General features: G+C 64.4%; 22 protein-coding genes and 1 pseudogene. 8 read left to right on the top strand and 15 right to left on the bottom strand.

Going from position 1 to position 26,020, the window contains the following annotated elements; translation table 11 throughout:
• Positions 1-4: 4 nt before the first annotated feature.
• The 10 genes from EN853_RS01370 to EN853_RS01325 all read right to left on the bottom strand — a co-directional run bounded on the left by EN853_RS01370 (position 5) and on the right by EN853_RS01325 (position 10,467).
• Complete coding sequence (locus tag EN853_RS01370; protein WP_127857480.1) at positions 5-826, bottom strand: carbohydrate ABC transporter permease; 822 nt, start codon at positions 824-826, stop codon at positions 5-7.
• The gene (locus EN853_RS01365) at positions 827-1,765 is read right to left on the bottom strand and encodes a sugar ABC transporter permease (RefSeq protein WP_127857479.1); all 939 of its coding nucleotides are present in this window, start codon (positions 1,763-1,765) and stop codon (positions 827-829) included.
• Positions 1,765-3,102: a sugar ABC transporter substrate-binding protein gene (locus EN853_RS01360; protein ID WP_127857478.1), complete on the bottom strand. Its 1,338-nt coding sequence runs from the start codon at positions 3,100-3,102 to the stop codon at positions 1,765-1,767. Before EN853_RS01360 ends, EN853_RS01365 begins: the two co-directional genes overlap by 1 nt.
• Before the next feature lie 64 nt (positions 3,103-3,166).
• A complete protein-coding gene (locus EN853_RS01355; protein WP_127857477.1) occupies positions 3,167-3,826 on the bottom strand; it encodes a GntR family transcriptional regulator in 660 nt (219 codons plus the stop codon).
• Between the two features lie 22 nt (positions 3,827-3,848).
• The gene (locus EN853_RS01350; protein ID WP_127857476.1) at positions 3,849-4,733 is read right to left on the bottom strand and encodes a dihydrodipicolinate synthase family protein; all 885 of its coding nucleotides are present in this window, start codon (positions 4,731-4,733) and stop codon (positions 3,849-3,851) included.
• Between the two features lie 101 nt (positions 4,734-4,834).
• The gene (chrA, locus tag EN853_RS01345; protein ID WP_127857475.1) at positions 4,835-6,223 is read right to left on the bottom strand and encodes a chromate efflux transporter; all 1,389 of its coding nucleotides are present in this window, start codon (positions 6,221-6,223) and stop codon (positions 4,835-4,837) included.
• The gene (locus EN853_RS01340; protein ID WP_127857474.1) at positions 6,220-7,038 is read right to left on the bottom strand and encodes a sulfurtransferase/chromate resistance protein; all 819 of its coding nucleotides are present in this window, start codon (positions 7,036-7,038) and stop codon (positions 6,220-6,222) included. Before EN853_RS01340 ends, chrA begins: the two co-directional genes overlap by 4 nt.
• A 164-nt stretch (positions 7,039-7,202) precedes the next feature.
• A complete protein-coding gene (locus EN853_RS01335; RefSeq protein WP_127857473.1) occupies positions 7,203-7,991 on the bottom strand; it encodes a 3-hydroxybutyrate dehydrogenase in 789 nt (262 codons plus the stop codon).
• A gap of 266 nt (positions 7,992-8,257) precedes the next feature.
• A complete protein-coding gene (locus tag EN853_RS01330) occupies positions 8,258-9,859 on the bottom strand; it encodes an inorganic phosphate transporter (RefSeq protein WP_127857472.1) in 1,602 nt (533 codons plus the stop codon).
• 74 nt (positions 9,860-9,933) lie between these two features.
• Complete coding sequence (locus tag EN853_RS01325; protein ID WP_127857471.1) at positions 9,934-10,467, bottom strand: TetR/AcrR family transcriptional regulator; 534 nt, start codon at positions 10,465-10,467, stop codon at positions 9,934-9,936.
• A gap of 147 nt (positions 10,468-10,614) precedes the next feature.
• Between EN853_RS01325 and EN853_RS01320 the strand changes: the two genes are divergently transcribed.
• Both EN853_RS01320 and EN853_RS01315 read left to right on the top strand, forming a co-directional pair.
• Complete coding sequence (locus EN853_RS01320; RefSeq protein WP_245516787.1) at positions 10,615-11,910, top strand: efflux RND transporter periplasmic adaptor subunit; 1,296 nt, start codon at positions 10,615-10,617, stop codon at positions 11,908-11,910.
• The gene (locus tag EN853_RS01315) at positions 11,907-14,990 is read left to right on the top strand and encodes an efflux RND transporter permease subunit (protein WP_127857470.1); all 3,084 of its coding nucleotides are present in this window, start codon (positions 11,907-11,909) and stop codon (positions 14,988-14,990) included. The genes EN853_RS01320 and EN853_RS01315 overlap by 4 nt, the downstream gene beginning before the upstream one ends.
• 121 nt (positions 14,991-15,111) lie before the next feature.
• Here EN853_RS01315 and EN853_RS01310 read toward each other — a convergent pair whose 3' ends face one another.
• Both EN853_RS01310 and EN853_RS33825 read right to left on the bottom strand, forming a co-directional pair.
• Positions 15,112-15,564 (bottom strand): L,D-transpeptidase, encoded by a 453-nt coding sequence (locus EN853_RS01310; protein ID WP_127857469.1) that lies wholly within the window; start codon positions 15,562-15,564, stop codon positions 15,112-15,114.
• A gap of 267 nt (positions 15,565-15,831) precedes the next feature.
• Positions 15,832-16,065 (bottom strand): hypothetical protein, encoded by a 234-nt coding sequence (locus tag EN853_RS33825; protein ID WP_168247741.1) that lies wholly within the window; start codon positions 16,063-16,065, stop codon positions 15,832-15,834.
• 207 nt (positions 16,066-16,272) lie between these two features.
• Here EN853_RS33825 and EN853_RS33820 point away from each other — a divergent pair, with 207 nt between their 5' ends.
• Complete coding sequence (locus EN853_RS33820) at positions 16,273-16,437, top strand: hypothetical protein (RefSeq protein WP_167524340.1); 165 nt, start codon at positions 16,273-16,275, stop codon at positions 16,435-16,437.
• 83 nt (positions 16,438-16,520) lie between these two features.
• On the opposite strand, the gene EN853_RS01300 is transcribed toward EN853_RS33820, so the two are convergent.
• Positions 16,521-17,207, bottom strand: coding sequence for a response regulator transcription factor (locus EN853_RS01300; protein WP_127857468.1), 687 nt, complete (start codon positions 17,205-17,207; stop codon positions 16,521-16,523).
• A gap of 45 nt (positions 17,208-17,252) precedes the next feature.
• On the opposite strand from EN853_RS01300, the gene EN853_RS01295 reads away from it, so the two are divergent.
• Together EN853_RS01295 and EN853_RS01290 are read left to right on the top strand one after the other, a co-directional pair.
• Entirely contained in the window at positions 17,253-18,029 is a 777-nt protein-coding gene (locus EN853_RS01295) for a response regulator transcription factor (protein WP_189343847.1), read from the top strand.
• Positions 18,030-18,166: 137 nt separating this feature from the next.
• The gene (locus EN853_RS01290; RefSeq protein ID WP_167524338.1) at positions 18,167-20,254 is read left to right on the top strand and encodes a sensor histidine kinase; all 2,088 of its coding nucleotides are present in this window, start codon (positions 18,167-18,169) and stop codon (positions 20,252-20,254) included.
• Positions 20,255-20,484: 230 nt separating this feature from the next.
• Here EN853_RS01290 and EN853_RS01285 read toward each other — a convergent pair whose 3' ends face one another.
• A complete protein-coding gene (locus tag EN853_RS01285; RefSeq protein WP_127857466.1) occupies positions 20,485-20,895 on the bottom strand; it encodes a hypothetical protein in 411 nt (136 codons plus the stop codon).
• Positions 20,896-21,361: 466 nt separating this feature from the next.
• Here EN853_RS01285 and EN853_RS01280 point away from each other — a divergent pair, with 466 nt between their 5' ends.
• A complete protein-coding gene (locus EN853_RS01280) occupies positions 21,362-22,564 on the top strand; it encodes an aromatic ring-hydroxylating dioxygenase subunit alpha (protein ID WP_127857465.1) in 1,203 nt (400 codons plus the stop codon).
• Positions 22,565-22,570: 6 nt separating this feature from the next.
• On the opposite strand, the gene EN853_RS01275 is transcribed toward EN853_RS01280, so the two are convergent.
• Positions 22,571-23,986 (bottom strand): aminotransferase, encoded by a 1,416-nt coding sequence (locus EN853_RS01275; RefSeq protein ID WP_127857464.1) that lies wholly within the window; start codon positions 23,984-23,986, stop codon positions 22,571-22,573.
• Between the two features lie 287 nt (positions 23,987-24,273).
• Here EN853_RS01275 and EN853_RS01270 point away from each other — a divergent pair, with 287 nt between their 5' ends.
• On the top strand, positions 24,274-25,191 hold the full coding sequence (locus tag EN853_RS01270) for an ABC transporter permease (RefSeq protein WP_127857463.1): 918 nt from the start codon (positions 24,274-24,276) through the stop codon (positions 25,189-25,191).
• Positions 25,188-26,010: pseudogene (locus EN853_RS01265) on the top strand (ABC transporter permease). The gene EN853_RS01270 and the pseudogene EN853_RS01265 overlap by 4 nt, the downstream one beginning before the upstream one ends.
• Positions 26,011-26,020: the final 10 nt, after the last annotated feature.

The raw sequence follows: 26,020 nt of genomic DNA, 5'->3' as shown, positions 1-26,020 counted from the left end.
GCGCTCAGCCGCCCTTGACCGCGCCGGCGGTCAGCCCAGCGACGATCTGCCGTTGCGCGAACATGGTTAGGACCAGAACCGGCAGCGTCACCACGAGCGCCGCGGCGGCGAGCGGCCCCCAGCTTACCTGCTCGTAGGAAAGCATGTTGTAGACCGCGACCGGCAGCGTCCTGGTCTCGCGGCTGGCGAGCACCACGCCGAACACGAAGTTGTTCCACGAGAAGATGATGGACAGGATGAAGGCGACCACGATGCCGGGTTTCGCGATCGGCAGCGCCACCAGCCGGAACACCTGCCAGGACGAGGCGCCGTCGATATTGGCCGCCTCCTCCAGTTCCATCGGCGTCGTCTCGAAATAGCCGATCATCACCCAGACCACGATCGGCACCGTCACCACGAGATGGATGATGATCTGCGGCCACAGCGTTCCGAGGATGCCCAGCCACTGGAACAACAAGAAGAGCGGGATGAGATAGGAGAGCCCCGGCGTCATGCGGGCGATCATGATGACGATCGCCGAGCGCTCCGCCTTGAGCCGGGCGATGCCGTAGCCGGCCGGCACGCCGATCAAGAGCGCCAGCAGCGTCGCCGTGCCGGTCACCAGAACCGAATTCCACATATAGAGCAGGAAATTGTTCTCCTCGAACACCTTCGCATAATTCGACCAGGCGAAGCGCTCGGGGATGAGGATCGGCGGGTAGGCGCCGTTGTCGATCTCGAACTTCAGCGACAGCGAGATCATCCAAAGGAAGAACAGGATCGCCGGCGAGACCAGGACCAGCGCCCCGAAGAACAGGCCTATCTTGTTGAGCAGGCGCGAGCCCATCTATTTGCCCTCCGCGTCGATCCATTGCGAGCGCTGGCGCAGCATCAACAGGATGAAGGACAGCGCGACGATGACGATGAAGAAGACGACGGCCATGGCCGAGCCATAGCCCATGTCGTAATAGGAGAAGGCGGTATTGTAGAGATAAATGTTGATCGTCTCCGAGGCCGTGCCTGGCCCGCCCTGGGTCATCGCGTAGATGATGTCGAAGCTCTTCAGCGCATCGATGGTGCGGATGATGACCGCGATCATCAGGAACGGCGCGATCATCGGCAAGGTCAGATAGCGGAACTGCTGCCAGGCATTGGCGCCGTCGATCTCGGCGCTCTCGAACGGCTCGCGCGGCACGGATGCCAGCCCGCCCAGCACGATCAGCATCACCAGCGGCGTCCACTGCCAGGTCTCGACCGCGACCAGCGAAGGAATGACCGTGTTGGGGTTGAATATCCACTCCTGCGCCGGAATGCCGACCAGCGACAAAAGGTAATTCAGCACGCCGAGCTGTGGATGGAACATCATCGTCCAGACCAAGGCCACGGCAACCGGTGTGGCCATCATCGGCATCACGAAAAGTCCGCGCAGCAGGCCGCGCAACGGAAACCTGGCGTCGAAGATCAAGGCGGCGACGGTGCCGAAGAACATCGGCGCGACCACCGACAGGAAGGTGTAGGTCAAGGTATGCCAGAGCGATTCCCAGAAGCGCGGGTCGCTCGCCAGCCGCAGATAATTCTCCATGCCGGCAAAGCTGCGCGACTGGCCGAGCGTCCAGCTGTTGACGCTCATCCACAGCGTGAAGGCCCATGGAAAGACGATCACGGCGCCGACGACGACAAGCGCCGGGACGACGAAAGGCCAGTAGTTGGGAGCCAGCCGCACCGGCTGGCTCCCTTCGATGGCTTGCGTCGTCACCCCAGCGCGTTCCGGGGCGATGGCGGACATCAGCCTTGCTCGCTCCTGTCGAGGACCGGCTGGAACTGCTCGGTCGCCTTCTTCAGCTCGTCGGCGGGATCGGCGCCGGCAATCATGTTGGTCAGCGCGACGCCATAGATGTCGCGGAACTCGGTGACCGGGATGATGACCGGCAGCGCCAGCCGGCTCATGTTGCCGGAACCGACAACGGCGTCCAGCCAGCTCGGCGGCATGGTGACGCCCTGGCGCACCTTGGGATCCTCCAGCACCGACTTGCGGAACGGCACGCCGGCGCCGGCCTGCAGCAGGCGTGCGCCCATGGCCGGAGACACCGCCCACTGGCAGAACAGATAGGCCGCTTCCTTCTTCGTGCTGGCGGCGGTCACGCCGATGCCGTCGCCGAACGTGCCCGCGGCATGCGCCTTGGGCCCTTTCGGCATGACGCCGTAGCCGACCTTGCCGACCACCCGCGACTTTTCCGGATTTTCCATCGGCGGCGCGAAACCCACGCCGTCGAACCACATGCCGATCTTGCCCTGCAGGAAAGCGGACTGCGCCTCGGCCCAGTTGAAGCCGGTGACGCCGGGAGGCGCGGCCTTCGTCATCAGCCGCTGGTAGAGGCTGGCGGCCTCGATTGCTTCCGGCGAAGTGGTGCGCAGCTTGCCGTCGCTGCCGAGCGGCGTCATGTCATAGCCGAGCATCAGCGACGTCCAGACCGGCGTATTGGCGTTCTTCAGGCCGCGGGCGACGAAACCGAATGTGTTGCTCGACGGGTCCGTCAGCGCTTCGGCGGCGGCCACGAGCTGTTCGAAGCTCTCGGGATATTTCAACCCCTTGGCGTCGAACAGCTCCTTGTTCCAGTAGAGGATCCAATAATCGACCGAGAACGGCAGCGAGCGCAGCACGCCCTGGCCGTCCTTGGCGAACTGCATGCCGGCCTCGGCAAAGTCGCTTTCGACGAGCCCCGGATCGGTAAGGCCCGGATCGGCAAGGTAGCCGGAAATGTCGGCCAGCCAGCCGCCCTTCTCGAACTGCCGCTTCTGCACGTGGTAGCTCAGATGCACGACGTCGAAGCTCGGCTTGCCGGAGCTGAGCTCGATCACCGTCTTCTGGCGCTGCTGCTGCTCGGGGGTCGCCTCCGCATTGACCTTGATGCCGGTCAGTTCCTCGAATTCGGCGAGATTCTTCAGGATGGTGTCGCTGCGCGGGCTCTTGACCAGATTGACGTCGAGCGTCGTGCCAGCAAAGCGCTTCCAGTCGACGCCCGCGGCGAAGCTCGGCCGAAGACCGGCAAGGCCGGCGGCGGCAAGCGCGGCGGTGCCCTGGAGCAGTTGCCGCCTGGTTGGGCTGAACGGATTGGACGACATTTCTTCCTCCCGGTTGCTGTCGTTGTCGATTGCGCCGCCACGATTGCGGCGCGGTCCTGCTTCCTCAGATTTGGAGCGCCAGCCGGCGCGCATTGTCGATATGCTGGCTGATCGCCTCGACCGCCTTCTGCGGATCGCGTTTCTCCAGCGCATCGATCACCGCGAGATGCTCGCGCATGACCGGCACGACGCGTCCGTCGATGCGGAACCGCTCCTGGTGGATGAGCCGGATCTTTACCGAATTCACCAGATAGGCCTTGGCGATGATCTCGTTGCCCAGCGCACTGATAAAGGTGTCATGCATGGCCCAGTCGATGCTCTGGGCCTGGGCTTCCATTTCCGGCGTCGGCGTCTGCGCCAGCGCCTGGGCGAGCATGTCCTCGTGCTCGCGCCGCAGGCGGGCGATCTCGGCGTCGGAGGCGTTGACGGCAAACAGCGCGACCGCCTCGCGCTCCATGAACAGGCGGAACTGAAAGGCCTCCCGGATCAGGCTGATGTCGATATGCGCGATCTGCATGCCGCGCTGCGGAATCGTGGTCAGCAGCCCTTCCGCCTCGAGCCGCGGCACGATCTCGCGGATCGCGCCAAGCGGCAGCCCGGTGAAGGCGACCAGCTCGCGCTGCGACACGAACTGGCCCGGCCTCAGGTCGCGAGCCAAGAGATGCCGCGTGAAGCTGGCATAGGCCTTTTCCCTCAGGGTTGCCGGTTCGCTCGTGTCGTCCATGCCGATCAGCGCCCTCCGCCGTTCATGCCGCTTGTGTCGAAAACAGCCTGTCGTAAGCGGCGCCAAGCTGCTGCCGCTCCTGAGGGGCCACCGGCTCGAGCGGCGGCCGAACCGTGAGCCAGCGTTCGTCCCCGGTCTGCCGCGCCACCATGGCCTTCACTGCCGGAATGACCGGATGCCCGAGTAATTCGAGGACGAAGCTCTCCACACGGGAATCGTCGCGCCCGTTCTCGATGATGGCGCGAAGCTCGCCGGCCGCGAAATTGGCCATGCCGGAAATCGCGCCCTGGCCGCCGATCCTCACCGCCGGCGCCAGATGCCGTTCGTCACCGATCAGGATGATCAGGTCGCCATGCGCCTTGAGCAGCGCTTCGCTGTAGGCCCAGTCGCCGCCGGAATCCTTGACCCCGGCGATCACGTCCGGATACGCCTTGCGCAGGCGGCCGATCAGGTCGAGCGACAGCTGCACTGTCGTGACCGATGGGATGTTGTAGAGCAGCATGCCGCGAGCGAGCGGACCGAGCGCCGTGAACACGGCGGCAAACCAGCCAAACAGCCCGTCGTCGCCGACATTCTTGAAATAGCTCGGCGGCGCGAGAAGGATGTTGCGGGCACCCCGCTGCAGGGCCTGGCGACACTGCTCTGCGGCGTCCTGCGCCGCATCGACCAGCACGCCGGCGACGAGCTGATCGGCCTGGATGCCTGCAGCAAGCATGGCATCGATGACCGCCTGCCGCTCCGCAGTGCCGACCGAAGCGCCTTCACCAGTGGTGCCGAACAGCGTCACGCTGCTGCAACCGGCTTCGAGACAAGCCTTGGCATGGGCTGTCATCAGCGGGACGGCAATCCGTCCGGCGGCGTCGAAAGGGGTTGTAAGGGCAACCGACAGACCAAAGCGCGACGCCACTGCAAAGTCTCCAATTCATCAATCTGAGCGCAGCCGTATCATACTAACATGTTAGCTGTAAACAGAGCTGCCGATCACGCTTGGATGCGGCCGGAAAGATTTCACAATGCTTGCAGAGCCAGTCCCGCCAAAGCCGATCCCGCGAGCGTCGGCAGCATGCCGGCTTTCAGCCGCAGCATGGCCACCATCGCCGCCGCCGACAGCAGCGCTGCGCGCCAGTCGAGCGAGGAGAAGACCGGAACCTCCACGCCCCAGCCGACGCTCTGGACCTTGCCGAAGACGACATGCAGCGCAAACCACAGCGCAAGGTTCATCACCACTCCAACGATCGCCCCTGTGATCGCGCCAAGCGCCGCCGACAACGCCTTGTTCTGCCGCAACTGCTCGATGTAGGGCGCCCCGAGGAATATCCAGAAGAAGCAGGGCACGAAGGTGGCCCAGAGCGTCAGCGCCGACCCGAGCGAGCCGGCAAGCAATGGGCTGATCGCACCGGCGTGGCGATAGGCGGCGGCGAAGCCGACGAACTGCAGCACCAGGATCAGCGGTCCGGGTGTGGTCTCGGCGAGCCCGAGCCCGTCGACCATTTCACCGGGCGAAAGCCAGCCGAACGAGGTCACTGCCGCCTGCGCGACATAGGCCAGAACCGCATAGGCGCCACCGAAGGTGACGACCGCCATCAGGCTGAAGAAGCCGCCTATCTGCGTCCACACGCTCCCCGGCCCTGCCAGCGCGGCGATCAGCGCCACCGGTCCGAGCCAGAGCGGCAGCCAGATCGCGATGGTGCGGGCCGCATGCCACCTGGTCGGCACGGTGTGACCGAGCTCGCCACGCTCGAACATCAAATCGACGACGCCGCTTCTGTCGGCGGTGGCGCTGCCCTTGCCGTGGGCGGAGCCCGAAAACAGTCCGGGTGCAAAGCGGTTTCCGATCCAGCCGACCAGGCCTGCTGCAAGCACGATCAGGGGGAACGGCAGCCTGGCGACATAGATGGCAAGGAAGGCCGCCACCGCGATCGCCACCATGGCCTGGTTCTTCAGCGCCCGCTTGCCGATGCGGATCACCGCCTCGACGACGACGGCAAGCACCGCCGCCTTGACGCCGAAGAACAGCGCCTCGATAACCGGCGCGTCATTGTAGAGCATGTAGAAGCTGCTCAACCCCAGCATGACCAGCGCGCCCGGCAGCACGAACAATGTTCCGGCGACGAGGCCGCCCGCGGTCCGGTGCAGCAGCCAGCCGACATAGACGGCAAGCTGCTGCGCCTCCGGACCCGGCAGAAGCATGCAGTAGTTGAGCGCGTGGAGAAAACGCTCCTCACCGATCCAGCGGCGCTCCTCGACCAGTTCCTTATGCATCAGCGCGATCTGCCCGGCCGGCCCGCCGAAGGAGAGCAGGCCGATTTTTGCCCAGAGCCGCGTCGCTTCACCGAAACTCGGCGCAGCCGGAACCTCGGCCGGCCGCGCGGCGCCATCTTTGGCAACGACAGTCATTGCACCTTGCCTCCGACCGGCCAGTTGTGAGTCTCGTCGGTGGCGTCGCGGCACCAGCGGAAGAAGGCGTCATAGAGGAGCATGCCGGCCTCGAGCTGCTCGAGGTCATCGCGGAACATGCGCGACAGGCCGAGCGAAGCGGCGAGGAACCCGGCCGCCTGCGGAACGAGGTCGAGGCGCGCCGTGTCCGCCCCGCGCACGATCAGCGCCAGGCGATCGAGCGCTTCGATACGCAGGCCGAATTCCTCGATCATCGTGTCGAAGGTGCAGCGATCGCCGCGGTGGCTCCAGAACACGCCTTCGATGTCGAAGGGTATTGCTGCGAAGCGATCGGCCACCAGAGGCACCTCGGCCGGGTCCACGAACAGGAACACCGCCCTGGGATCGACGAAGCGGCGGATCAGCCAGGGGCAGGCGATGCGGTCGACTTTCGGCCGGGAACGGGTGACCCAGACGGTGCGACCGTTCTCGTCGCGCGGCGGGATCGCGCTGGCCGCGACCAATGGCGCCTTGGCGGCGGCCCAGGCCTCGAAGCCGCCTTCGAGCGACTCCGCCGGAATGCCTTCGTGGCGAAGCCATGCGGCGACGCCTTGCGAAAGCTTCTGCCCTCTCTGGCAGATGACGACGACCTTTGCCCCGGAGAACTCGGTCGCCCAGGTCGAGACGGTTCTGAAATCGCGCCTGTGAGAAGCCGGCAGCAGGCGCGGATCGGCTTGATAGTCGTCGTCGATGCGAACATCGATGAGAACAGGCGCGTCCGGCAGACCGACGAGACGGGAAAGCTGTGGAACGGTGATTGCGGTCGTTGATGGCATGGCGTCCACCTCCTGAACGAAGAGAGTTTGGACGCGATCGTTGGGCTGACGCCTCACGGGGTCGTCGCGGGGAACCCCTTGCCAGGATGCTGGAACGGCCTCAGCCAATTGTCAAGGAAGACGAGGACTCCGCCACGCCTTCCCTTTGAGAACAGCTTTGCGCCTTACTGCGCCGTCCAGCCGCCGTCCATCGGCAGGGTCGTGCCGGTCATCTGCTTGGCGGCGTCCGAGCACAGGAACAGTGTCAGTGCCGCGAGCCCCTCGACGGTGACGAACTCCTTGGTCGGCTGCGCGGCCAAAAGCACGTCGTGCTTGACCTGATCCTCGGTCATGCCGCGCGCCTTCATCGTGTCGGGGATCTGCTTCTCGACCAGCGGCGTCCAGACATAGCCGGGCGCGATCGCGTTGACGGTGATGCCCTCCTGCGCGACTTCCAGCGCCACTGTCTTGGTCAGGCCGGCGATACCGTGCTTGGCCGAGACATAGGCCGACTTGAACGGCGAGGCGACCAGCGCATGTGCCGAGGCCGTGTTGATGATCCGGCCCCATTTGCGGCTCTTCATGCCGGGCAGCGCCGCCTTGATGGCATAGAAGGCGGCAAGCAGGTTGATGCGGATGATCGCCTCCCACTTGTCGTCGGGAAACTCGTCGATCGGCGCGACATGCTGGATGCCGGCATTGTTGACCAGGATGTCGAGGCTGCCGAACGCTTCTTCGGCCTCGCGCACCATGGCGGCGACCACGGCGCCGTCCATCATGTTGGCGCCCGAGTAGCGGCATTTGACGCCGAAATCCTTCTCGATGCCGGCACGTTCCCGTTCGATCGCCGCGGCATCGCCCAGGCCGTTGATGGTGACGTTGGCGCCTTCGGCGGCAAAGGCGCGGGCGATTGCCAGGCCAATGCCGCTGGTCGAGCCGGTGACAAGCGCATTCTTCGAAGACAAGGAACCCATGGGAAATCTCGCGACAGGTGAGAGGAACTGCGAAGGCACATAGTTTGTGCGCCGCAGCATGACAATGCCACGGCCGTACGTCGTCATCCTTGGGCGGGGCGACGCGAAGCGGAGCGAAGACCCAAGGATGACGATGCGATCGGCGTTTCGGCCAATCTCCTAAGCATGCCCCCCGAACATACCCTCTTGAGACTTGCCCCTTGCTCAAGGAAAAAGGGCAGCGCCGGCGACCGGCGCTGCCCTGTTTGGAGGTCTCTGCGCTCCGCTCAGAACACCTGGCGGAAGATCACGAACAGCACGAAAGACAGCGCGATCGAGCAGGGCAGCGTCAGCACCCAGGCGAGCAAAAGGTTGCGCACGGTCGCCCACTGCAGGCCGGAGCCGTTCGCCGCCATCGTGCCGGCAACGCCGGACGACAGGACGTGGGTGGTCGACACCGGCAGGCCGAGACGGTCGGCCATGCCGATGGTGACCATCGCCACCAGCTCGGCGGCGGCGCCCTGGCCATAGGTCAGGTGGCTCTTGCCGATCTTCTCGCCGACGGTCACGACGATGCGCTTCCAGCCGACCATGGTGCCGAGGCCGAGCGCCAGCGCCACGGCGATCTTCACCCATAGCGGGATGAACTTGGTCGCGTTGTCGACCGCCTTGTGGTAGTCCGTCACCGCCTTAAGGTCGGCCTCCTGCATCGGCAGCAGCTTCTTCTTGTCGATCAGCTTCAGCGCTTCGCCGATCAGGTAGATGTCGTTGCGGGCGTTGCTGACCAGGTCGGTCGGAACCTTGTCGACAGTAGCGTAGGGTTGCAAGCCGGCGGTCGTGTTGTGGATGTAGGTCTGCAGCGCCACGGTCGTCTGGTCGTTCCAGGTCTTTCTGCGCACAGCCTCCTGAACCGCGGCCTTGGCGTCGGCGACGGTGACGCCCGGCTTGGCGTAGTTGCCCAGCGCCTGCTCGACGGCGACCGAAGCCGACTTGTAGGCGTCGAGATAGTTGATGTCGGGCGTCCGGTTGAGCGCGTAGGCGGTCGGCACCACGCCGATCAGGATCAGCATGATCAGGCCCATGCCCTTCTGGCCGTCATTGGAGCCATGCGCGAAGCTGACGCCCGTGCAGGTGAAGATGAGCAGCGCGCGGATCCACCATGGCGGCGGCGTGTTGCCCTTCGGCGCCTCGTAGAGCGCCGGATTGCGCACCAGAAACTTCATCGCATAGAGCAGGATGGCGGCGGCGAAGAAGCCGACGAGCGGCGAGATAAGCAGCGACAAGCCTACATTGCTCGCCTGCCCCCATTCGACGCCGCTGGTGGCGCTTCCGGCCGGGGCCATGAACTGGTTGGCAAGGCCGACGCCGATGATCGAGCCGACCATCGTGTGCGAGCTGGACGCCGGCAGGCCGAGGAACCAGGTGCCCAGGTTCCACAGGATCGCCGCCACCAGCAGCGCGAACACCATGGCGAAGCCCGACGACGAGCCGACCTGCAGGATGAGCTCGACCGGCAGCAGCGACAGGATGCCGAACGCCACCGCGCCGCTAGAGGTGAGCACGCCGAGGAAGTTGAAGACGCCAGACCACATGACGGCGAACTCGGCCGGCAGGGAACGGGTGTAGATGACGGTGGCGACCGCATTTGCGGTGTCGTGGAAGCCGTTGACGAACTCGAAGCCCAGCGCGATCAGCAGCGCGATGCCGAGCAGGATCCACGGCACCGTCCTGGCGATCGCCAGATCCTGGCTCAGCGCGTAGCCGACATAGATCAGGCCGGCCAGCACCAGCACGCCGAAGGCCGGCAGGAACCACTTCGCGCCGCTCGATTGTTCTAGCGGGTGGTCCGGTCTCGGAATCCCCGCTTCGCTGGATACAACGTCCACCAATGTCCCACTCCATTTGCATTGCAGCAAGGAACCGGGAAGGACGCTATGTCCGTAGGATGAAGCTGGTGTGACGCCTATCCGGCTATCTTGAGGAGCGAGGAAACCAGGAGCTTGCGCTCCTCCGGAGAGAGAACGTCGGAATCGAAGAGATTCATGCTGCGCAGGCCCTCGATGGCGAGGAAGCAGACCAGCAGCGAGCCGAGATCGTCCGTTTCCCCTTTCAGCCGCTCGAAGAGCTGCCGCTTGAACGCCTTTATCGGCGTCAGGAACTCCGGATCCTCGGCAATCGCGGAGAACATCCAGGTGGCCGAAGGTTTCGGCTTCTCGCAATCGTCGGCCGAAAGCCGGATGTAGGCCGCGAGCACGCTTTCGTCGCCGGCCTCGGCCGTGCGTTCCTCGAGCGCCTGCTCGAAGGCAGTGAGGTAATTTTCGACCAGCCCCTGCATCAGCTTGGCCTTGGTCGGGAAATTGTAAAGCAGGCCACCCTTGGAGACGCCGGCGCGGCTGGCAACGGCGTCGAGCGACAGGCTTCCCGGCCCCGTCTCGCGCGCCACGTCGGCGGCTGCCGCCAATATCCTGTCGCGCGAATTTGCCCTGCGAGCCTTCATCACGCCTCCCCTTACATTAGCTTATGCGGAATTGACAAGACCGTCCAGACGGTACAGTAAAGCGCCCGAAATTTGAAATCGGGACCCATCGTCGGTATGTGTCCCGGCATCGATGTTTTGCCGGTAGCCGGCTCGAGGGATCTGTCCGTGAAGCGCTTCTTCATCATCACCGGAATTCTGCTGCTGCTCGCTGTGGTGTGCGCTGGCCTTGTCGGTTTCAACCTGTTTCGCGACAGTGCGATCAAGCAGTTCTTCGCCACCATGAAGCCGCCGGCCGCGACGGTGTCGACCGTCGTCGCGAAACCGGCGAACTGGACGCCCGGCGTCGAGGCGATCGGCACAGTCAACGCCGTGCGCGGCGTCGACCTGACCGTCGAGACAGCCGGCATCGTCAAGGACATCCTCTTCCACGCCAACCAGAAGGTTGCGGCCGACGCCGTGCTCCTGCAGCTCGACGATGCCGTCGAGAAGGCCGATCTGGTGGCGCAGAAGGCGCAGGCCGCGTCCGACCAGGCGGCGCTGACCCGCGCGCTCGAATTGCAGCGGCGCGGCGTCGGCACCGACGCGACGCTCGACGCGGCGCGCGCCGCGGCAACCGCTTCGGCCGCGCAGGTCAACAAGCTGCAGGCCGTGCTCGATCAGAAGCAGCTCGCGGCGCCCTTCACCGGTACGGTCGGCATTCCGAAGATCGACATCGGCCAATATCTGGCGCCCGGCAATTCGGTTGTGACGATCCAGGATCTGGACACGATGCGGGTCGACTTCACCGTTCCCGAACAGCAGCTGCCGTCGCTCAAGATCGGCCAGACGGTGCGGATCGGCACGAGCGGCGTGGACATGCCCTTTGCCGGCTCAATCCGCGGCATCGACCCCAAGATCGACCCGGCAAGCCGGCTGGTGTCGATCCGCGGCGAGGTCGCCAACCCGGAGGGCAAGCTCACTCCCGGCCAGTTCGTGCAGATCCGCGTCGAGCTGCCGGAAGAAAGCAACGTCATCTCCGTGCCGCAGACGGCGGTGACGTCAAGCCTCTACGGCGACTTTGTCTTCGTGGTCGTGCCGGCCAAGCCCGCCGATGCCGACACTGCCGCGCCGGCCAAACCGGAAGACCAGAAAGCCGGCGCCGAGAAGCCTGCCGGCGATGCCGCCAAGCCGCAGGCCGATGCAGCCAAGCCGGCGTCCGAGACGGCAAAACCTGCCGACGCAAAGCCTGCTGACAACACCCAGAAGCCGGCCGAGGCTGGGCAGCAGCCTGCGCTCGTTCTGTCTCAGGTGTTCGTCAAGCTCGGCCGCCGCAACAACGGCATGGTCGAGATCGTCGAAGGCCTGAAGTCCGGCGACCAGGTGGTCACGGCCGGCCAGAACCGGCTCTTCAACGGCATGTCGGTGGCCGTCGACAACACGATCGATCCGAGCAAATCGGCGAACAAGCAGGTTCAGCAATGAGCTTTTCCGATATCTTCATTCGCCGGCCCGTGCTCTCGACGGTGCTGGCCTGCATGATCCTGCTCCTGGGTTTCCAGGCCATCTTCAACCTGTCGATCCGCCAGTATCCGAAGGTTGACGAGACGGCGATCACCATCACCACGGCTTATCCCGGCGCCAGCGCCGACCTGATCCAGGGCTTCATCTCCGCGCCGATCGCGCGCGCCGTCGCCTCGACCGAGAACATCGACTATGTGACCTCGTCGAGCCGCCCCTCTTCGAGCACCGTGACCGTGCAGATGAAGCTCGGCTCCAATCCCGATGTTGCGCTGACCGAGGTGCTGTCCAAGGTTCAGGGCGTGCGCGGCACGCTGCCGGACGCCTCCAAGGACCCGGTGATCATCAAGGGCACCGGCCAGCAGTTCGCGATGATGTACATCTCGATGCAGAATCCGAACATGACCAAGGAGCAGCTCACCGAGTACATCGAGCGCGTCGTTCGGCCCCGCATTTCGACGGTGGAAGGCGTCGCCGACGTGCAGATCTTCGGCGCCGAGGAATATTCGATGCGCGTCTGGATCGACCCGATCAGGCTTGCCGCCCGCGGCGCCACGGCCGCCGACGTGCTGACCGCGATCAACAACTCCAACTTCCTGTCCGCGCCCGGCAACACCCAGAACGAGTATGTCGTCTCGTCCATCACCGTTCACTCGACCTTGCAGACGCCGGAGGCCTTCTCCCAGCTGCCGATCCGCTCGACGGATGGGCAGGTGGTGCGCCTGCGCGACGTGGCGCGCGTCGAGCTCGGCGCCGCGAGCACCGACACCAGGGTGAGTTTCAACGGCAAGCCTGGCACCTTCCTCGCCATCTTCCCGACGCCGGCGGCCAACCCGCTGACGACGGCGGCGGCAGTCACCAAGCTCGTGCCGGTGATTCAGGAGACGCTGCCGAAAGGCATGACGATCGAGGTCGTCTACGATTCCACCGAGCAGATCAGCGCCTCGATCGAAGAAGTGTTCAAGACCATCGGCGAGGCGGTTGCCATCGTCATCGTGGTCATCCTTCTGTTCCTTGGTTCGTTCCGCTCGGTGATGATGCCGATCGTCACCATCCCGCTGTCGCTGATCGGCGTCTGCTTCATCCTGTTTTCGGTCGGCTACTCGATCAATCTCCTGTCGCTGCTCGCCATGGTGCTGGCCATCGGCCTCGTCGTCGACGACGCCATCGTGGTGGTGGAGAACATCCACCGCCACATGGAAGAGGACCACATGTCGCCGATGCAGGCGGCCTTCAACGGCATGCGCGAGATCTTCTCGGCCATCGTCGCCATGACCATCACGCTGGCCGCCGTGTTCGCCCCGCTTGCCTTCACCGGCGGCCTCACCGGCGCGCTGTTCCGCGAATTCGCGGTGACCTTGGCGGGCTCTGTGGTGCTGTCCGGCCTGATCGCGGTGACCATCACGCCGATGATGTCTGCGCGGTTGCTGAAGCCCGGCGCGCACGGCCGCTTCCAGCGCATCGTCGACGGAACCTTCAGCCGCGTCGAGCGCGTATACGAGCGGGCGGTCACCGCTTCGCTCAGGAACCGGCCGGTGACGCTGATCATCGTCGCCGCGCTGGTCGCGCTTACCGGCTTCATGTTCACCAAGACCTCCAGCGAGCTGGCGCCGGAAGAAGACCAGGGCTTCCTGCTCTCGATCGTCACCGCGCCGCGCTACGCCACCTCGGACTATACCGAGACCTACGTCAACCAGATCCTCGGTCTCGTCAGGGACATCCCGGAAACGCGGGCGCAGTTCTCGGCGGTCGCCTTCGGCGGCGCCACCAACAGCGCTTTTGTCGGCTTCGCCTTCAAGGACTGGGCCGAACGCCAGCGCAGCTCGAAGGAGCTCCAAGCCGACATCCAGGGCCGCCTCTCCAAGGTGGCGGGCGTCGACGCGTTCATCTTCGCGCCGCCCACGCTGCCCGGCTCCGGTGGCGGGTTGCCGATCTCCATGGTGGTGCGCTCGACCGGTGATCCGTCCGAGGTCTTCGACCAGGCCGAGAAGATCAAGAACAAGGCGCAGGCTTCCGGCCGCTTCATCGTCGTGCAGAACTCGATGTCCTACGACGCTCCGCAGGTGACCGTCACCATCGACCGCGAGCGGGCGGCGGCGCTGAACCTGCCGATTGCCGATATTGGCAACACGCTGACACTGCTGGTGGGCGGCGCCGAAGTGGCGCAGTTCGACCGCGACTCCAACAGCTATGACATCATCCCTCAGGTGCCGCAGGAATTCCGCGACAATCCGGCCAAGCTCGGTGAGTATTTCGTACGCAGCGTCGACGGCAAGATGGTGCCGCTGTCGGCGGTGGTGAACATCTCGACCAACGCCTCGCCGGCGGCGATCGAGCAGTTCAACCAGCTGAACTCGGCCACGATCTCGGCCCTGCCCCTGCCCGGCGTGACTACCGGCGACGGACTGAAAGTGCTGGAAGACCTCGCCAAGGAAACGCTGCCCGACACCTTCTTCGTCGATTATTCCGGCCAGTCGCGGCAGGAAAAGGAGCAGGGCAACACCATCCTGATCGCCTTCGCGGCCGCCGTGATCGTCATCTACCTGGTGCTGGCCGCGCAGTTCGAGAGCTTCCGCGACCCGCTGATCATCATGATGGCGGTGCCGCTCTCGATCTTCGGCGCCATCGTGCCGCTCAACATCGGCCTCGGCACGCTCAACATCTACACACAGGTCGGACTGATCACGCTGATCGGCCTCATCACCAAGCACGGTATCCTGCTGGTTGAGTTCGCCAACCAGCAGCGCGAGATCCATGGCATGCGGCGGCGCGACGCGATCATCGCCTCGGCCAAGGTGCGCTTGCGGCCGATCCTGATGACGACGGCGGCGATGGCGCTCGGCGTCGTGCCGCTGATCATTTCCAGCGGCGCCGGCGCCGCGGCCCGTTACTCGATGGGTCTGGTGATCTTCACCGGCATCCTCGTCGGCACCATGTTCACGCTGTTCGTCGTGCCCATGTTCTACACCTTCATCGCCAGCAAGGACCTGCCGCATCTCGCCGAGAAGCCCGATCCGAAGTTGATGCCGGCGCTGCCGACCTGAGAAAGCGAAAAGAGGCCGGAAAACTCCGGCCTCTTTTTTTGGCTGTGCTCGGTACCGCGGGAGGTTTTCCGGCGGGAGTCTTGAACGGGACACGGCAGTCCGCCAGCCCGTTCACAGCCTGCTACTTGACGATGACGATGCTGGTATTGGCGGGGCCAAAAACCTCGACAAGCTGGTAGAAGTCGGCCGCGGCATCGGGGTGCAAGCGCACGCAGCCATGCGAGGCAGGCCGGCCGAGGCGGTTGATGGCGTAGGTCGCATGCACCGCATAGCCGCCGCTGAAGAACACCGAATGCGGCATCGGCGCATTGTCGTACTTCTTCGAATACCACATCTCATGCATGCGGGTCGGCTTGAACGATCCCGTCGGCGTGATGTGCCTCCTGTCACCTGTCGACACCTTCCAGACATAGGTCGGACGGCCATCGACCGTGACTTCCATGACCTGCTGTGACAGCGAAACCCGGGCGACGATCTGGTTGGCGTGGGCAGCATTGCTGCCGAAAAACAGCGCCGCGCCGGTGAGCGCGGCGGCGGTGACGTTGATGAGCTTGGCTGAAATGGCGGTATGCATGACGATCCCTCTCTTTGTCCGGTCCGGCCGGCTTCAATTTCGATGGCCCGTCTTATCGTAGGCACCTGTTTCAAGCCTATTTCGCTTGATACTCGTTATTGTTTCGAATCTGTTTCCCAAAGTTAACGGCACAGGCCGCGGAAATCCCGACCTTGGACCGGGCGTGGTTAACGAAAACCGGGAAAGAACCGGCAAGCGAAAGCGCATATGACTTTGATACGAAAATGATTTCGCCAATGTCGAAACCGAATTGCAACAAAGCGCGGCTCACGCGGCATGATGCGGATACAGGCCGTCGGCAATGTTGACGCAAACGGGAACAGACACCAGCAAACGAAAATGGGCAGGAAATCGAAACCACGCACCTGGCTTCTCGGGATTAAGCGTCCCGGCAGTCATCGTCGGCGGCGCCGGCCCTCTTGCCGGCAACCCCGTGACGACGCTTGGCGCCATGAATTCCAGCGAGGTTTCGACACTGCACGCTGCACTGTTCATCGCCACGGTCTGGATTGTCTCCAGCCTGCGCGTCCACCGGCTGAAAGGCCCTCTGGCGGGTCGGCCTTCGGTTGATGAGGACGCGCGGCCCCTCCGGCTACTTGCTGCCGAGAGGACCGAAGGCCCGCGCCGCAGCGGGGGGCTCCGTCAGCGGCGCGGGCGCTTCGGGAGTTTCCTGAAGCACTAATGCTTATCGATTTTGGGGGTAATGACATGAACACCAGATTCGCAGCTTCCGTGCTTTCCGCACTGCTCTACGCGCAAGGGCTGCTCGGCTTTGTCGCGCTCGCAACGGTGCTGCTCAAGGAGCGCGCCCATGTCGAAATCACCGCCAGCGCGGACCTGCCTTCGGGTCCCTCGGTGCTGGTGGTGCGATAGGCGCGAGCATCCGACCCGAAAGTGCGAAGCGGTTTTGGCGGAAGCCGATGCAGGATCAAGGACGAACCCTGGCCACCCTCGGTTCAGTCGGTGCGCGGCGTCGGCGGATCGAAGCGGTAGCCGGCACCCCTGATGGTGATGATGGTCTCCGTATCGAGCTTGCGGCGCAGCCTGACGATGCGCGAATCGATCGAGCGGTCGAAGGCGTCGGCATTCTCGGCGGGCGCGGCGGCGATGATGTCGTCGCGCGTCAGCACCTTTCGCGGGCTCGCCAGAAACAGCCTGAGCAGCGCCACCTGCCCCGGCGAGAGCTGATCCTCGGCGCCGGAGCGATGCATGACCATGGCTGACCTCAAGTCGACGGTGGCGTTCTCCAGCACGATCAGTTCCTGGGTGTTGCGGCCGCGCCGCGTCAGCAGGCCGCCGATACGCGCCGCCAGCTCGCGCACGTTGAGCGGGCTTTCGATCACGTCGGCAGCGCCGAGCTCCAGCGCCAGCACCTTGTCGACGAGATCGGCGGGCCGGCAGATCAGGATGAAGTCGCAGCCACCCTCGCCGCCGAAGCGCCTCAGCAACTCGCGCCCCTCGGCCTGGGTCACGTCGTCACCGACGACCACGACATCGATGCCCCCTGCCGAAAGCAGCGACTCGGCCTCCCACGGCTGTCGCGCCTGGCGAACGTCGTGCCCACGCCGCTCGAGATGGTCGGCAAGGTCGCCGGCCACCACTTCGGCAACGGACACAAGCGCGATGACGGATCGTGCTGCCATTTTCTTCACCCCGCCACAGACAACTCGAGATGAGCGCTGGACATCATGTTTATACCCAATCTACTTTCCGCTGAAAGCGGGAGCGAGAGCATTGTGAAGGCACGCATCATCGTCGTCGAGGACGAGCCGGATCTGAGGGAAGCGGTTGCCGAGTATCTCGGCGCCAATGGCTATGACGTCGCCACGGCCGAGAATGCCGCGGCGGCGCGCAACCTTCTCGAGGCGCAGCCCTTCCACCTTGCCATCCTCGACATCGCCATGCCCGGCGAGGACGGGTTGTCACTCGGCCGCTGGCTGCGCTCCAAAACCCAGATCGGCATCATCTATGCCACCGCCGCCGGCACCGCGCTCGACCGCATCGTTGGGCTGGAGCTCGGCGCCGACGACTACATCGTCAAGCCCTATGAATTGCGCGAGGTGCTGGCGCGGGTCCGCAGCGTGCTGCGCCGCGTGCCGCAGCCGGTCGCTCCGCAGGCCGCGAAGGCGGAGGCCGGCACGCGGCGCTTCATGAATTTCGGCGGCTTCCAGGCCGATTTCGACGGCAGGCTCGTGACCGGCGCCAACGGTGCGGTCATCGAGATGGCCAAGAGCGAGTTCGACGTGCTTGAGGTTTTCCTCACCCGCGCCAACCGGCTTTTGACGCGGGCTGCGATCTCGGAGGCGATCGGCTTTGTCGAGGATCCTGAGTCCTCCCGCGCGGTCGACATCCGCATCATGCGCCTACGGAAAAAGATCGAAGCCGATCCGGCCAATCCGAAATTCCTGCGAACGGTGCGCGGCGAAGGCTACATCTTCTCGCTCCCGACAAGCGACAGCAACTGACTCCGGCATCGCGCATCCTTCCGGATACGCGGTGGACGCTGTAGCATTCCGATCCAGCGCGTGTCCCCGTTCGATTTTCGAGGCTTGTGTGCTGGATTTCATGGTTTACCGATATGGCCTGGGGATGACCTTCGACGATGACAGCTGAGGCCGCACGGATGGACATGCAGGGCTCCCGCCAGGGCGCCGCCATGGCGGCTGTCCATGTCGTGCGCCGGCTTCGCGAGGCCGGCGACTGGCAGCGCGAGATGGACAGCATATTGGAGACGCTGTGCCGCTCGATGGAATGTCAGCGCGGCATCCTCTTTCGTCTGCGCGAATTGCCGGGGCAGGGCTTTGCCCAGTCCGTTTCGGCCTACTGGATCGACCCGAACTTCGGCGGCGAGCTGGCTTCGCCCACGGTGATTGTGCAATCGATCATCAACTCCGATCCGTTGCTGGAACGACTGCAGGAAGACGAACGGCAGGGGAAGGTCTTTGCCGGCCACACGCGCGATCTGGACGGCTTTTTGAGGACCGATTTCGAGAAGCAGAACATCAAATCGTTCCTGTCGGTGTCGGTCTTCGCGCACGGCCATCTCTGGGGCACGCTGGCCGTCAACGACTGCGTCGCCGAACGCGAATGGACGGACGAGGAAGAGGCGACGCTCCACATCATCGCTTTAGCCATCGGCGACGCCATCGAGCACTCCCCTTCCGAGGCGCATGCCAGCGAGGTCATCCGCCGCACCATGCTGCAGGCTTCGCTCGACGCCATCATCGTCATCGACGAGGCGGGCTCGATCATCGAATTCAATCCCGCTGCCGAGAAGATGTTCGGCTTTCCGCGCAGCGACATCCTCGGCAAGGACCTGCTCGACACCATCGTGCCGATCTACTACCGCAAGGGCTATGCCTCGGGCGCCGAATACATGTCGGGCCGCGGCGCGCCGATGGTCGGCCAGCGGATGGAGACCGTCACCCAGAATGCCGCCGGCGAGGTGTTCCCGATCGAACTGACGGCGACCGAGATGCGCGTTGCCGACCGCCGCCTGATCTTCGGCTCGATTCGCGACCTGCGCGAGAAGCTGCACGCCGAAGAAGAGATCAACCGCCAGCGCGAGAAGCTGCACCAGAACGAAAAGATGGCGGCGATGGGATCGCTGCTCGCCGGCGTCTCGCACGAGCTCAACAACCCGCTGGCGGTGGTGGTGGCGCAATCGACGCTGCTGCATGAATTCGCGAGCGACCCGCAGACCAAGGTGCGCGCCGAGAAGGTGCGCGCGGCCGCCGAACGCTGCGGCCGTATCGTCAAGAGCTTCCTGTCGATGGTGCGCCTGCATCCAACCGAGCAGGCCGAAACCGACCTCAACCATGTGATGCGCTCGGCGCTCGAAGTGACCGCCTATGGCGCGCGCTCCAGCGGCATCATCATCGACACCGACTTCGCCAATGGCCCGCTGCTCGCCATGGCCGACGCCGACCACGTCACCCAGGTCGCGGCCAACTTCCTCATCAACAGCCAGCATGCGCTGGCAGGCATCACCGGCGAGCGGCACATCAAGGTGCGGACCTTTCGCAGCGAACGCGGCAATCCCGGATTCTCCGTCGAGGACAACGGGCCGGGCATTCCCCAGGCGATCCGCTCGCGCATCTTCGAATCCTATTTCACCACCAAGCCGGTTGGCGTCGGCACCGGCATCGGTCTGTCGATCTCGAAATCGATCGTCGAGCGCCACAACGGCAACATCTGGTTCGAGGAGGTCGAGCCGCACGGCGCGCGCTTCGTCGTCCAGTTGCCGGCGATTGCCGGCGACGCGGCAAAGGCCGGCGAAAGTCCGGCCCGCTCGAGCGGGCTGCGCCACGCGCTGATCATCGACGACGAACCCGACGTCGCCGCGTCGCTCTCCGACATACTGGAACTGATGGGGGTCAAGTCGCGTCTCGTGCCGAGCTGGACGTCCGCCGGCGAGGTGCTGAGCGGGCAGATGCCGCCGGACATCGTCTTTTCCGACCTGCGCATGCCGGGCACCAGCGGCATGTCGATCTACCGCGAGTTGCTGACGGAACGGCCCGGGCTGGCGCAGCGCTTCGTGCTGGTCACCGGCGACCTTATCGGCGCCAAGGCGGAGATCGAGGCGCTGCCGCCGCAGCAGCGGCCGCAGATCCTGGAAAAGCCTTTCTCGACGCTCGACGTCCGCGGCGTGCTGGCGGTGATTGCCGAGCAGGCGGCGGTCGAAAACTGAAGTTCGCCCTCCTCCGGATTTGTCGAGATTCAAGTCAAGCCGAGCCGAGAGTGGTGGTTTCCGAGAACCGGAGCGGAGCGTACTTAAAAGTTACGTAAGACCGGAAGCACAGGAAACCGCCATTCGCAGGCCGGCTTCACCTGAATATCGGCAGATCCAAAAAAAGAGGCTCCCGACCGACATTGCGGCGGGAGCCTGACTGGAGCGCGGAGGGTGCGCTCAGGGGAGCCTTAAAAGATGTTCGGCGTGTTGGTCAGCGGCGCGGCGTTGGCGATCATGCGCACCGCGCGGGCCCGGTGCTGGCCGGACTGTTCGGCGATGGCGCGCAGGCATTCGGCGTTCTCGGCGCCCCAGTTCTGGCCCTTGCAGGCGAACTCGACCTGCGGCTGCGGCAGGCGCGCCGTCTTGAGCGCGGTCGGCGCTCCCTCCACGACATTGGCCGGGGGATTGATCGAAGCGAAAGCGGGACCCGCCGCCGGGGCGGCCACCATGATGAGGAAGGCGCAGGCGCCGATCAGCATGAACATCGCCATCGGGTGATCGCTGGCGCGCTGGCGCAGCGCCAGCTTCGGCCGGCGGTCATTGCGCTCCGGGCCGTGTGCGCGGCGGCTTGGATCGGCGATGTGGACTTTCGCAAGCATCGGTTGTTCCCTTCGTTATTTTTCTATTTCCCTATGAAACGAACTTAATCGCGCCGCGTAACCGCCGAATGGTTGGGCGCGGTTGCCCGTGTAACAGGATTGAAACAGGGATCGCCTCCGCCCTTGCTTGCCGTCAGCGAACGTTTGGCCGCTTCCGGTTTGCCAAACACATGCGCCTGCCGGATGCGGCGGACTGTGAGCGATCTCACACAGGTGCCTGATCGGCGCGATCATCGCGATCGCCCGACGCGCGGACGTGCCGAAATGGACCTCTCGCGACGCTCGCCTCCGCGGCCGGAACCGCTCTTTTGCATCCTTGGTTAAGGCTCGGATTTTCCCGGATTTTCCCGGTCCGGGCGACTTCAGTCCCGCCGCCACAATTTGTGCATGATTCCACAAACCATTGCATTTCAATGAAAAATAAGCTTTTATTGAATGAGTATTCAACAAAAAGAAGACCATTTTTATGAACCCTCACCTCCGTGACGTGGCGATCCCCAACGATTGGGACCGGCGGGGCTTGCCGGGGTGGAGCTATCACTCCAACGCGCTTCTCGAGCTCGAGAAGGAACATGTCTTCCGCAATCACTGGCAGATCGCCGGCCACGTTTCCGACGTGCCGAACGCGGGCGACTATCTGACCATGGACGTCATCGGCGAGCGGGCGCTGATCGTGCGCGGCAAGGACGGCGTCGTGCGCGCCTTCAACAACATGTGCCGTCATCGCGGCAGCCGCGTCGTCGCCGACGGCCAGGGCACCTGCAAGAACGCGCTGGTCTGCCCGTTTCATGGCTGGGTCTACAATCTCGACGGCACGCTGCGGGGTGCGGCCCGTCCGCGTTCCTTCCCCGAACTCGACAAGACCGAGTTCGGGCTGATGCCGCTCGACCTCGAAATCTGGATGGGCTTCATCTTCATCCGCTTCCGCAACGGTGGGCCGCAGCCTTCCGTGGCCGAGCTGTTGAAGCCTATCGAGGCCGAGATCGCCCACTACCGCGTTGCCGACATGGTGCCCTCCTGGGGCATCTGGACGCAGAAATCGCCGGTCAACTGGAAGTCGGTGCGCGACGTCGACAATGAGGGCTATCACGTCGCCATGGCGCATCCGGCGCTGCAGGACCTCTATGGCGCGACCTATTTCGACGAACCGTTCGTCAACGGCGTGTCGCGCTCCTTCGCCACCTACAACCCGCATGCCGGGCGGCGCTGGAGCGTCGGCCAGTACATCAGGATCGCGCCCGAGCCGACGCATCTGCCGGAGCATCTGCGCAAGGCCTGGATCTACTACGGCATCTTCCCCAACAACGCGCTGTCGATCATGCCGGAATCGGTGCAGTTCTATCAGGAGTTCCCGCTGTCGACCGGCGAGACGCTGCTGCGCGGCGCGGTCTATCGCTATCCAAACGAGACGCGGCAGCAGGCGGCGGCGCGCTATCTCGCCTACCGCATCGACCGCGACACCATGAACGAGGACGTCCAGCTCTCCGTCTGGTCGAACGAATCAATGCTGTCGGAAGCCTTCGAAGGCTTCTACCTCTCGGACCTCGAATACGGCGTGCGCACCCACCACGACCATCTGCGCAGGCAGGTTCCGGTGCTCAATCTGGAGACGGCGCCCGAGGAAAAGGACATGTGGTCGCTGAACGACGCGCTGCGGTCCAGGGGGTGAGCGTCCTCACCCGCGCCAGACCCCTTCCTCCCTGAGGTCATCCATCGTGCGCGAAATCCCCTCGCGCAGGATCGCTACCATGTCGTCGACTTGCCCGCGGCTGATGATCAGCGGCGGCGACATCACGCACATGTTGATCAGCGGCCGCACCAGAAGCCCGAGCTCGTGGCAATGCGCGTCGATGCGCTTTCCGACATCCTTGTCGAGCTGCAGCGGGTTCTTGCTCTCGCGGTCGGCGACGCATTCGACGCAGGCCATCAGGCCGGCGCCGCGCACCTCGCCGACCAGCGGCAGCTCCTCCAGCGTCTTCAGCCGCGCCTGGAAATAGGGCGCGATCTCGCGTGCATGCTGAAGCACGCCCCCTTCCAGCAGGTCGAGGTTCTTCAGCGCCACGGCGCAGCCGATTGGATGACTGGTGTAGGTGAGCCCATGGCCGAAGAGAGCGTCCGGATGATTGGAGCGGCGCAGCTGTTCCAGCAACCGTTCCGAGATGATCACGCCGCCGAGCGGGAAATAGCCCGAAGTGATCCCCTTGGCGAAGGTGATCATGTCCGGATCGATGTCGAACACGTCGCCCGAGGCGAAGACATGGCCGAGCCGCCCGAAGCCGGTCACCACCTCGTCGGAAATGTAGAGGATGTCGTTCTCGCGGCAGATTTCGCGGATGCGCCTGAGATATCCGTCCGGCGGCACGATGACGCCACCCGAAGCCTGCACAGGCTCGCCGACAAAGGCGCCGATACGATCCGCGCCGATGCGCGCGACGGCGTCGCGGAACTGAACGACGAGGAAATCGGTGAAGGCGGCGACGCTCATCTCCTTGGGCCGCCGGAACGGGTCGGGCGAAGCGAGCTTCACCACCAGTTCGTCGGCGCCGTCCATCCAGTCGCGGTCGCGCGGACGCCCGTTGAGCGAGGCCGACAGGTAGGTCGAGCCGTGATATGCGCCGCCGCGGCTCAGGATCAGCTTCTTCTCCGGCCGGCCGCGCACATTGTTGTAGAACTGCATGAAGCGCAGCGCCGTCTCCACCGCCGACGAGCCGCCGGTGGTGAAGAAGCTGTGGCTGAGGTCGCCCGGAGCGGCATCTGCGATGCGCCGGGCAAGCTCGGCCGAGGGCGCATTCATCGTGTACCAGGGCGTGTTGTAGGAGAGCGCCATCGCCTGGTCGTACATCACCCTCGCCAATTCCTCGCGGCGATGGCCGACATTGATGCACCACATGCCGGCCGGGCCGTCGATCAGCCGCTTGCCGGAAGCGTCGGTGATGTAGATGCCGTCGCCCTCGCCGATGAGCGCGCGTGCCTCGGCGCCGACCGAGCCGGCATAGGGCCAGGGCTGGACAAGATGGCGCTTGGCGAGCTCGACCGCGTCGTCGCCGCCCTGTTCGACCTCCCTGGTCTTGATCTCCCTTGCAGCCGCCATCCTAGCCTCGCATCGTCCGGTTGCGGAATTTCCCCTGGACACCGAATGAAGCGGAAAGCCATGGAAAATAGGCTTTTCTTCACTTCATTTTGAATGTCTGTTCAATCAATATTGCAGAAATAGCGCTTGATTTCAATCGGCGGATGCGCGCATGATGAAAGAAAGCCGGCAAGCCAGGAGCGGTCGCCTCCAGGCATCAAGAATCGGGAACACGGCGTCGGTTAAGGGGAAGGCCGCATGGCGGGACAGTCCGAGCCAGCAACTGAGATCACGCCTGGAGCTCTGCAATGACGGCAGCCGCGGAAGGGTCGCCCCCGCTGCGCATCGCGGGAGCCAGACGAAGTTCCCTTCTGCAATCGGAAGCCGTACAGGGCTTCGCGCTTATCAGCCCGACCTTCGCTTATGCCCTCATCCTTCTCGTCCTGCCGATCCTGGTCGTCATCGCGCATTCCTTCTGGACCCAGGACTATCTCACCATCGACCACACGTTCACGCTGGAGAACTACCGGATCGCGCTCACCGAGCCGATCTACCGCGACCTGCTCTGGCGCTCGCTCTGCATCTCGCTGTCGGTCAGCCTGCTCACCGTGCTGCTGGCCTATCCGATCGCCTATTTCATTTCCTTCCATGGCGGCCGTCACAAGAGCCTCTGGCTCTTCCTCATCACCATTCCGTTCTGGACCAGCTACCTGCTGCGCGTGATGTCGTGGAAGGTGATCCTCGGCTATAACGGCGTGCTCAATTCCGGACTGATGGGCCTCGGCATCATCGACGAGCCGTCGACGGCGCTGCTCTACAACTCTACCGCCGTCATCATCACGCTGACCCACGCCTGGGCGACCTTCGCCATCCTGCCGATCTTTGTTTCACTGGAGAAGGTCGACCGCACGCTGGTCGAGGCGGCGACCGACCTTGGCGACGGACCACTGCGCTCGTTCCTGCGCGTGACCTTGCCGCTGTCGGCGCCCGGCGTCATCTCGGCGGCGCTGATCGTCATGATCCCGACCGTCGGCGACTACGTCACGCCAAAACTGGTCGGCGGCAAGGACGGCGTCATGATCGCCAACGCCATCCAGGCGCAATTCGGCAAGGCATCGAACTGGCCGCTCGGCGCTGCGCTCTCGGTCACCACCATGGTCATCGTCTCGCTGATGGCCGGCGCCACGGTGCTTATCATCCGCGCGCTGCAGAGGCTGGCGCGATGACGGCGATCAGACGTTTCCTGCCAGGCTGGCTGTCGAGCTATGCCGCGCTCTACATCCTTTTCCTTTACCTGCCGGTGATCTTCCTGCCGATCTTCTCGAATCAACACGGCGGCGACGCCGAAATTCCCGCTCTCCGGCGTCACGCTTCACTGGTATGAGGACCTGCCGCGGACGCCGGCGCTGATCGACGCCACCTGGAACAGCTTGGCTGTCGGCATCTCGGCCTCGATCCTGTCGACTGTGCTCGGCATCCTCGCCGCCCGCTCGATCACCCGCTACCGCTATCCCGGCCGCCGCACCATCAACGGCCTGATCATGGCGCCGCTGGTGCTGCCGGAGGTGATCGTCGCCATCTCGATGCTCCTGGTGATGCTGCAGCTCGGCCTCAGCCTGTCGCTGTTCACCGTCGTGCTGGGCCATGTGCTGGTCTGCATTCCCTATTCGATGACGGTACTGACTTCGGGCTTCGAGGGTTTCGACCGCAGCCTCGAGGAGGCCTCCGCCGACCTCGGCGAAAGCGCGTTCGGCACCTTCCGGCGGGTGACGCTGCCGATGGTGGCGCCGGCAATCATCTCCAGCCTGCTGGTCTGCTTCACCATCTCGCTCGACGAGTTCATCATCGCCTTTTTCCTCACTGGCACCGAGGCGACGCTGCCGATCTACATCTGGGGCCAGCTGCGTTTCGCGGCCAAGCTCCCAGGCGTGCTGGCGCTCGGCACCTTGCTGCTGGCGGCCTCCTTCGTGCTGATGACGGTTGCCGAAATCCTGCGCCGCCGCGCGGCGAGACGCACCCAGAGCGAGGGAGGCCTCTATGCTTGAGCGGAGCCAG

Origin of the sequence: Mesorhizobium sp. M1C.F.Ca.ET.210.01.1.1 (assembly GCF_004791585.1) — a bacterium.
Lineage (GTDB): Bacteria > Pseudomonadota > Alphaproteobacteria > Rhizobiales > Rhizobiaceae > Mesorhizobium.
This window is presented reverse-complemented; position numbering and strand designations above follow the sequence as displayed.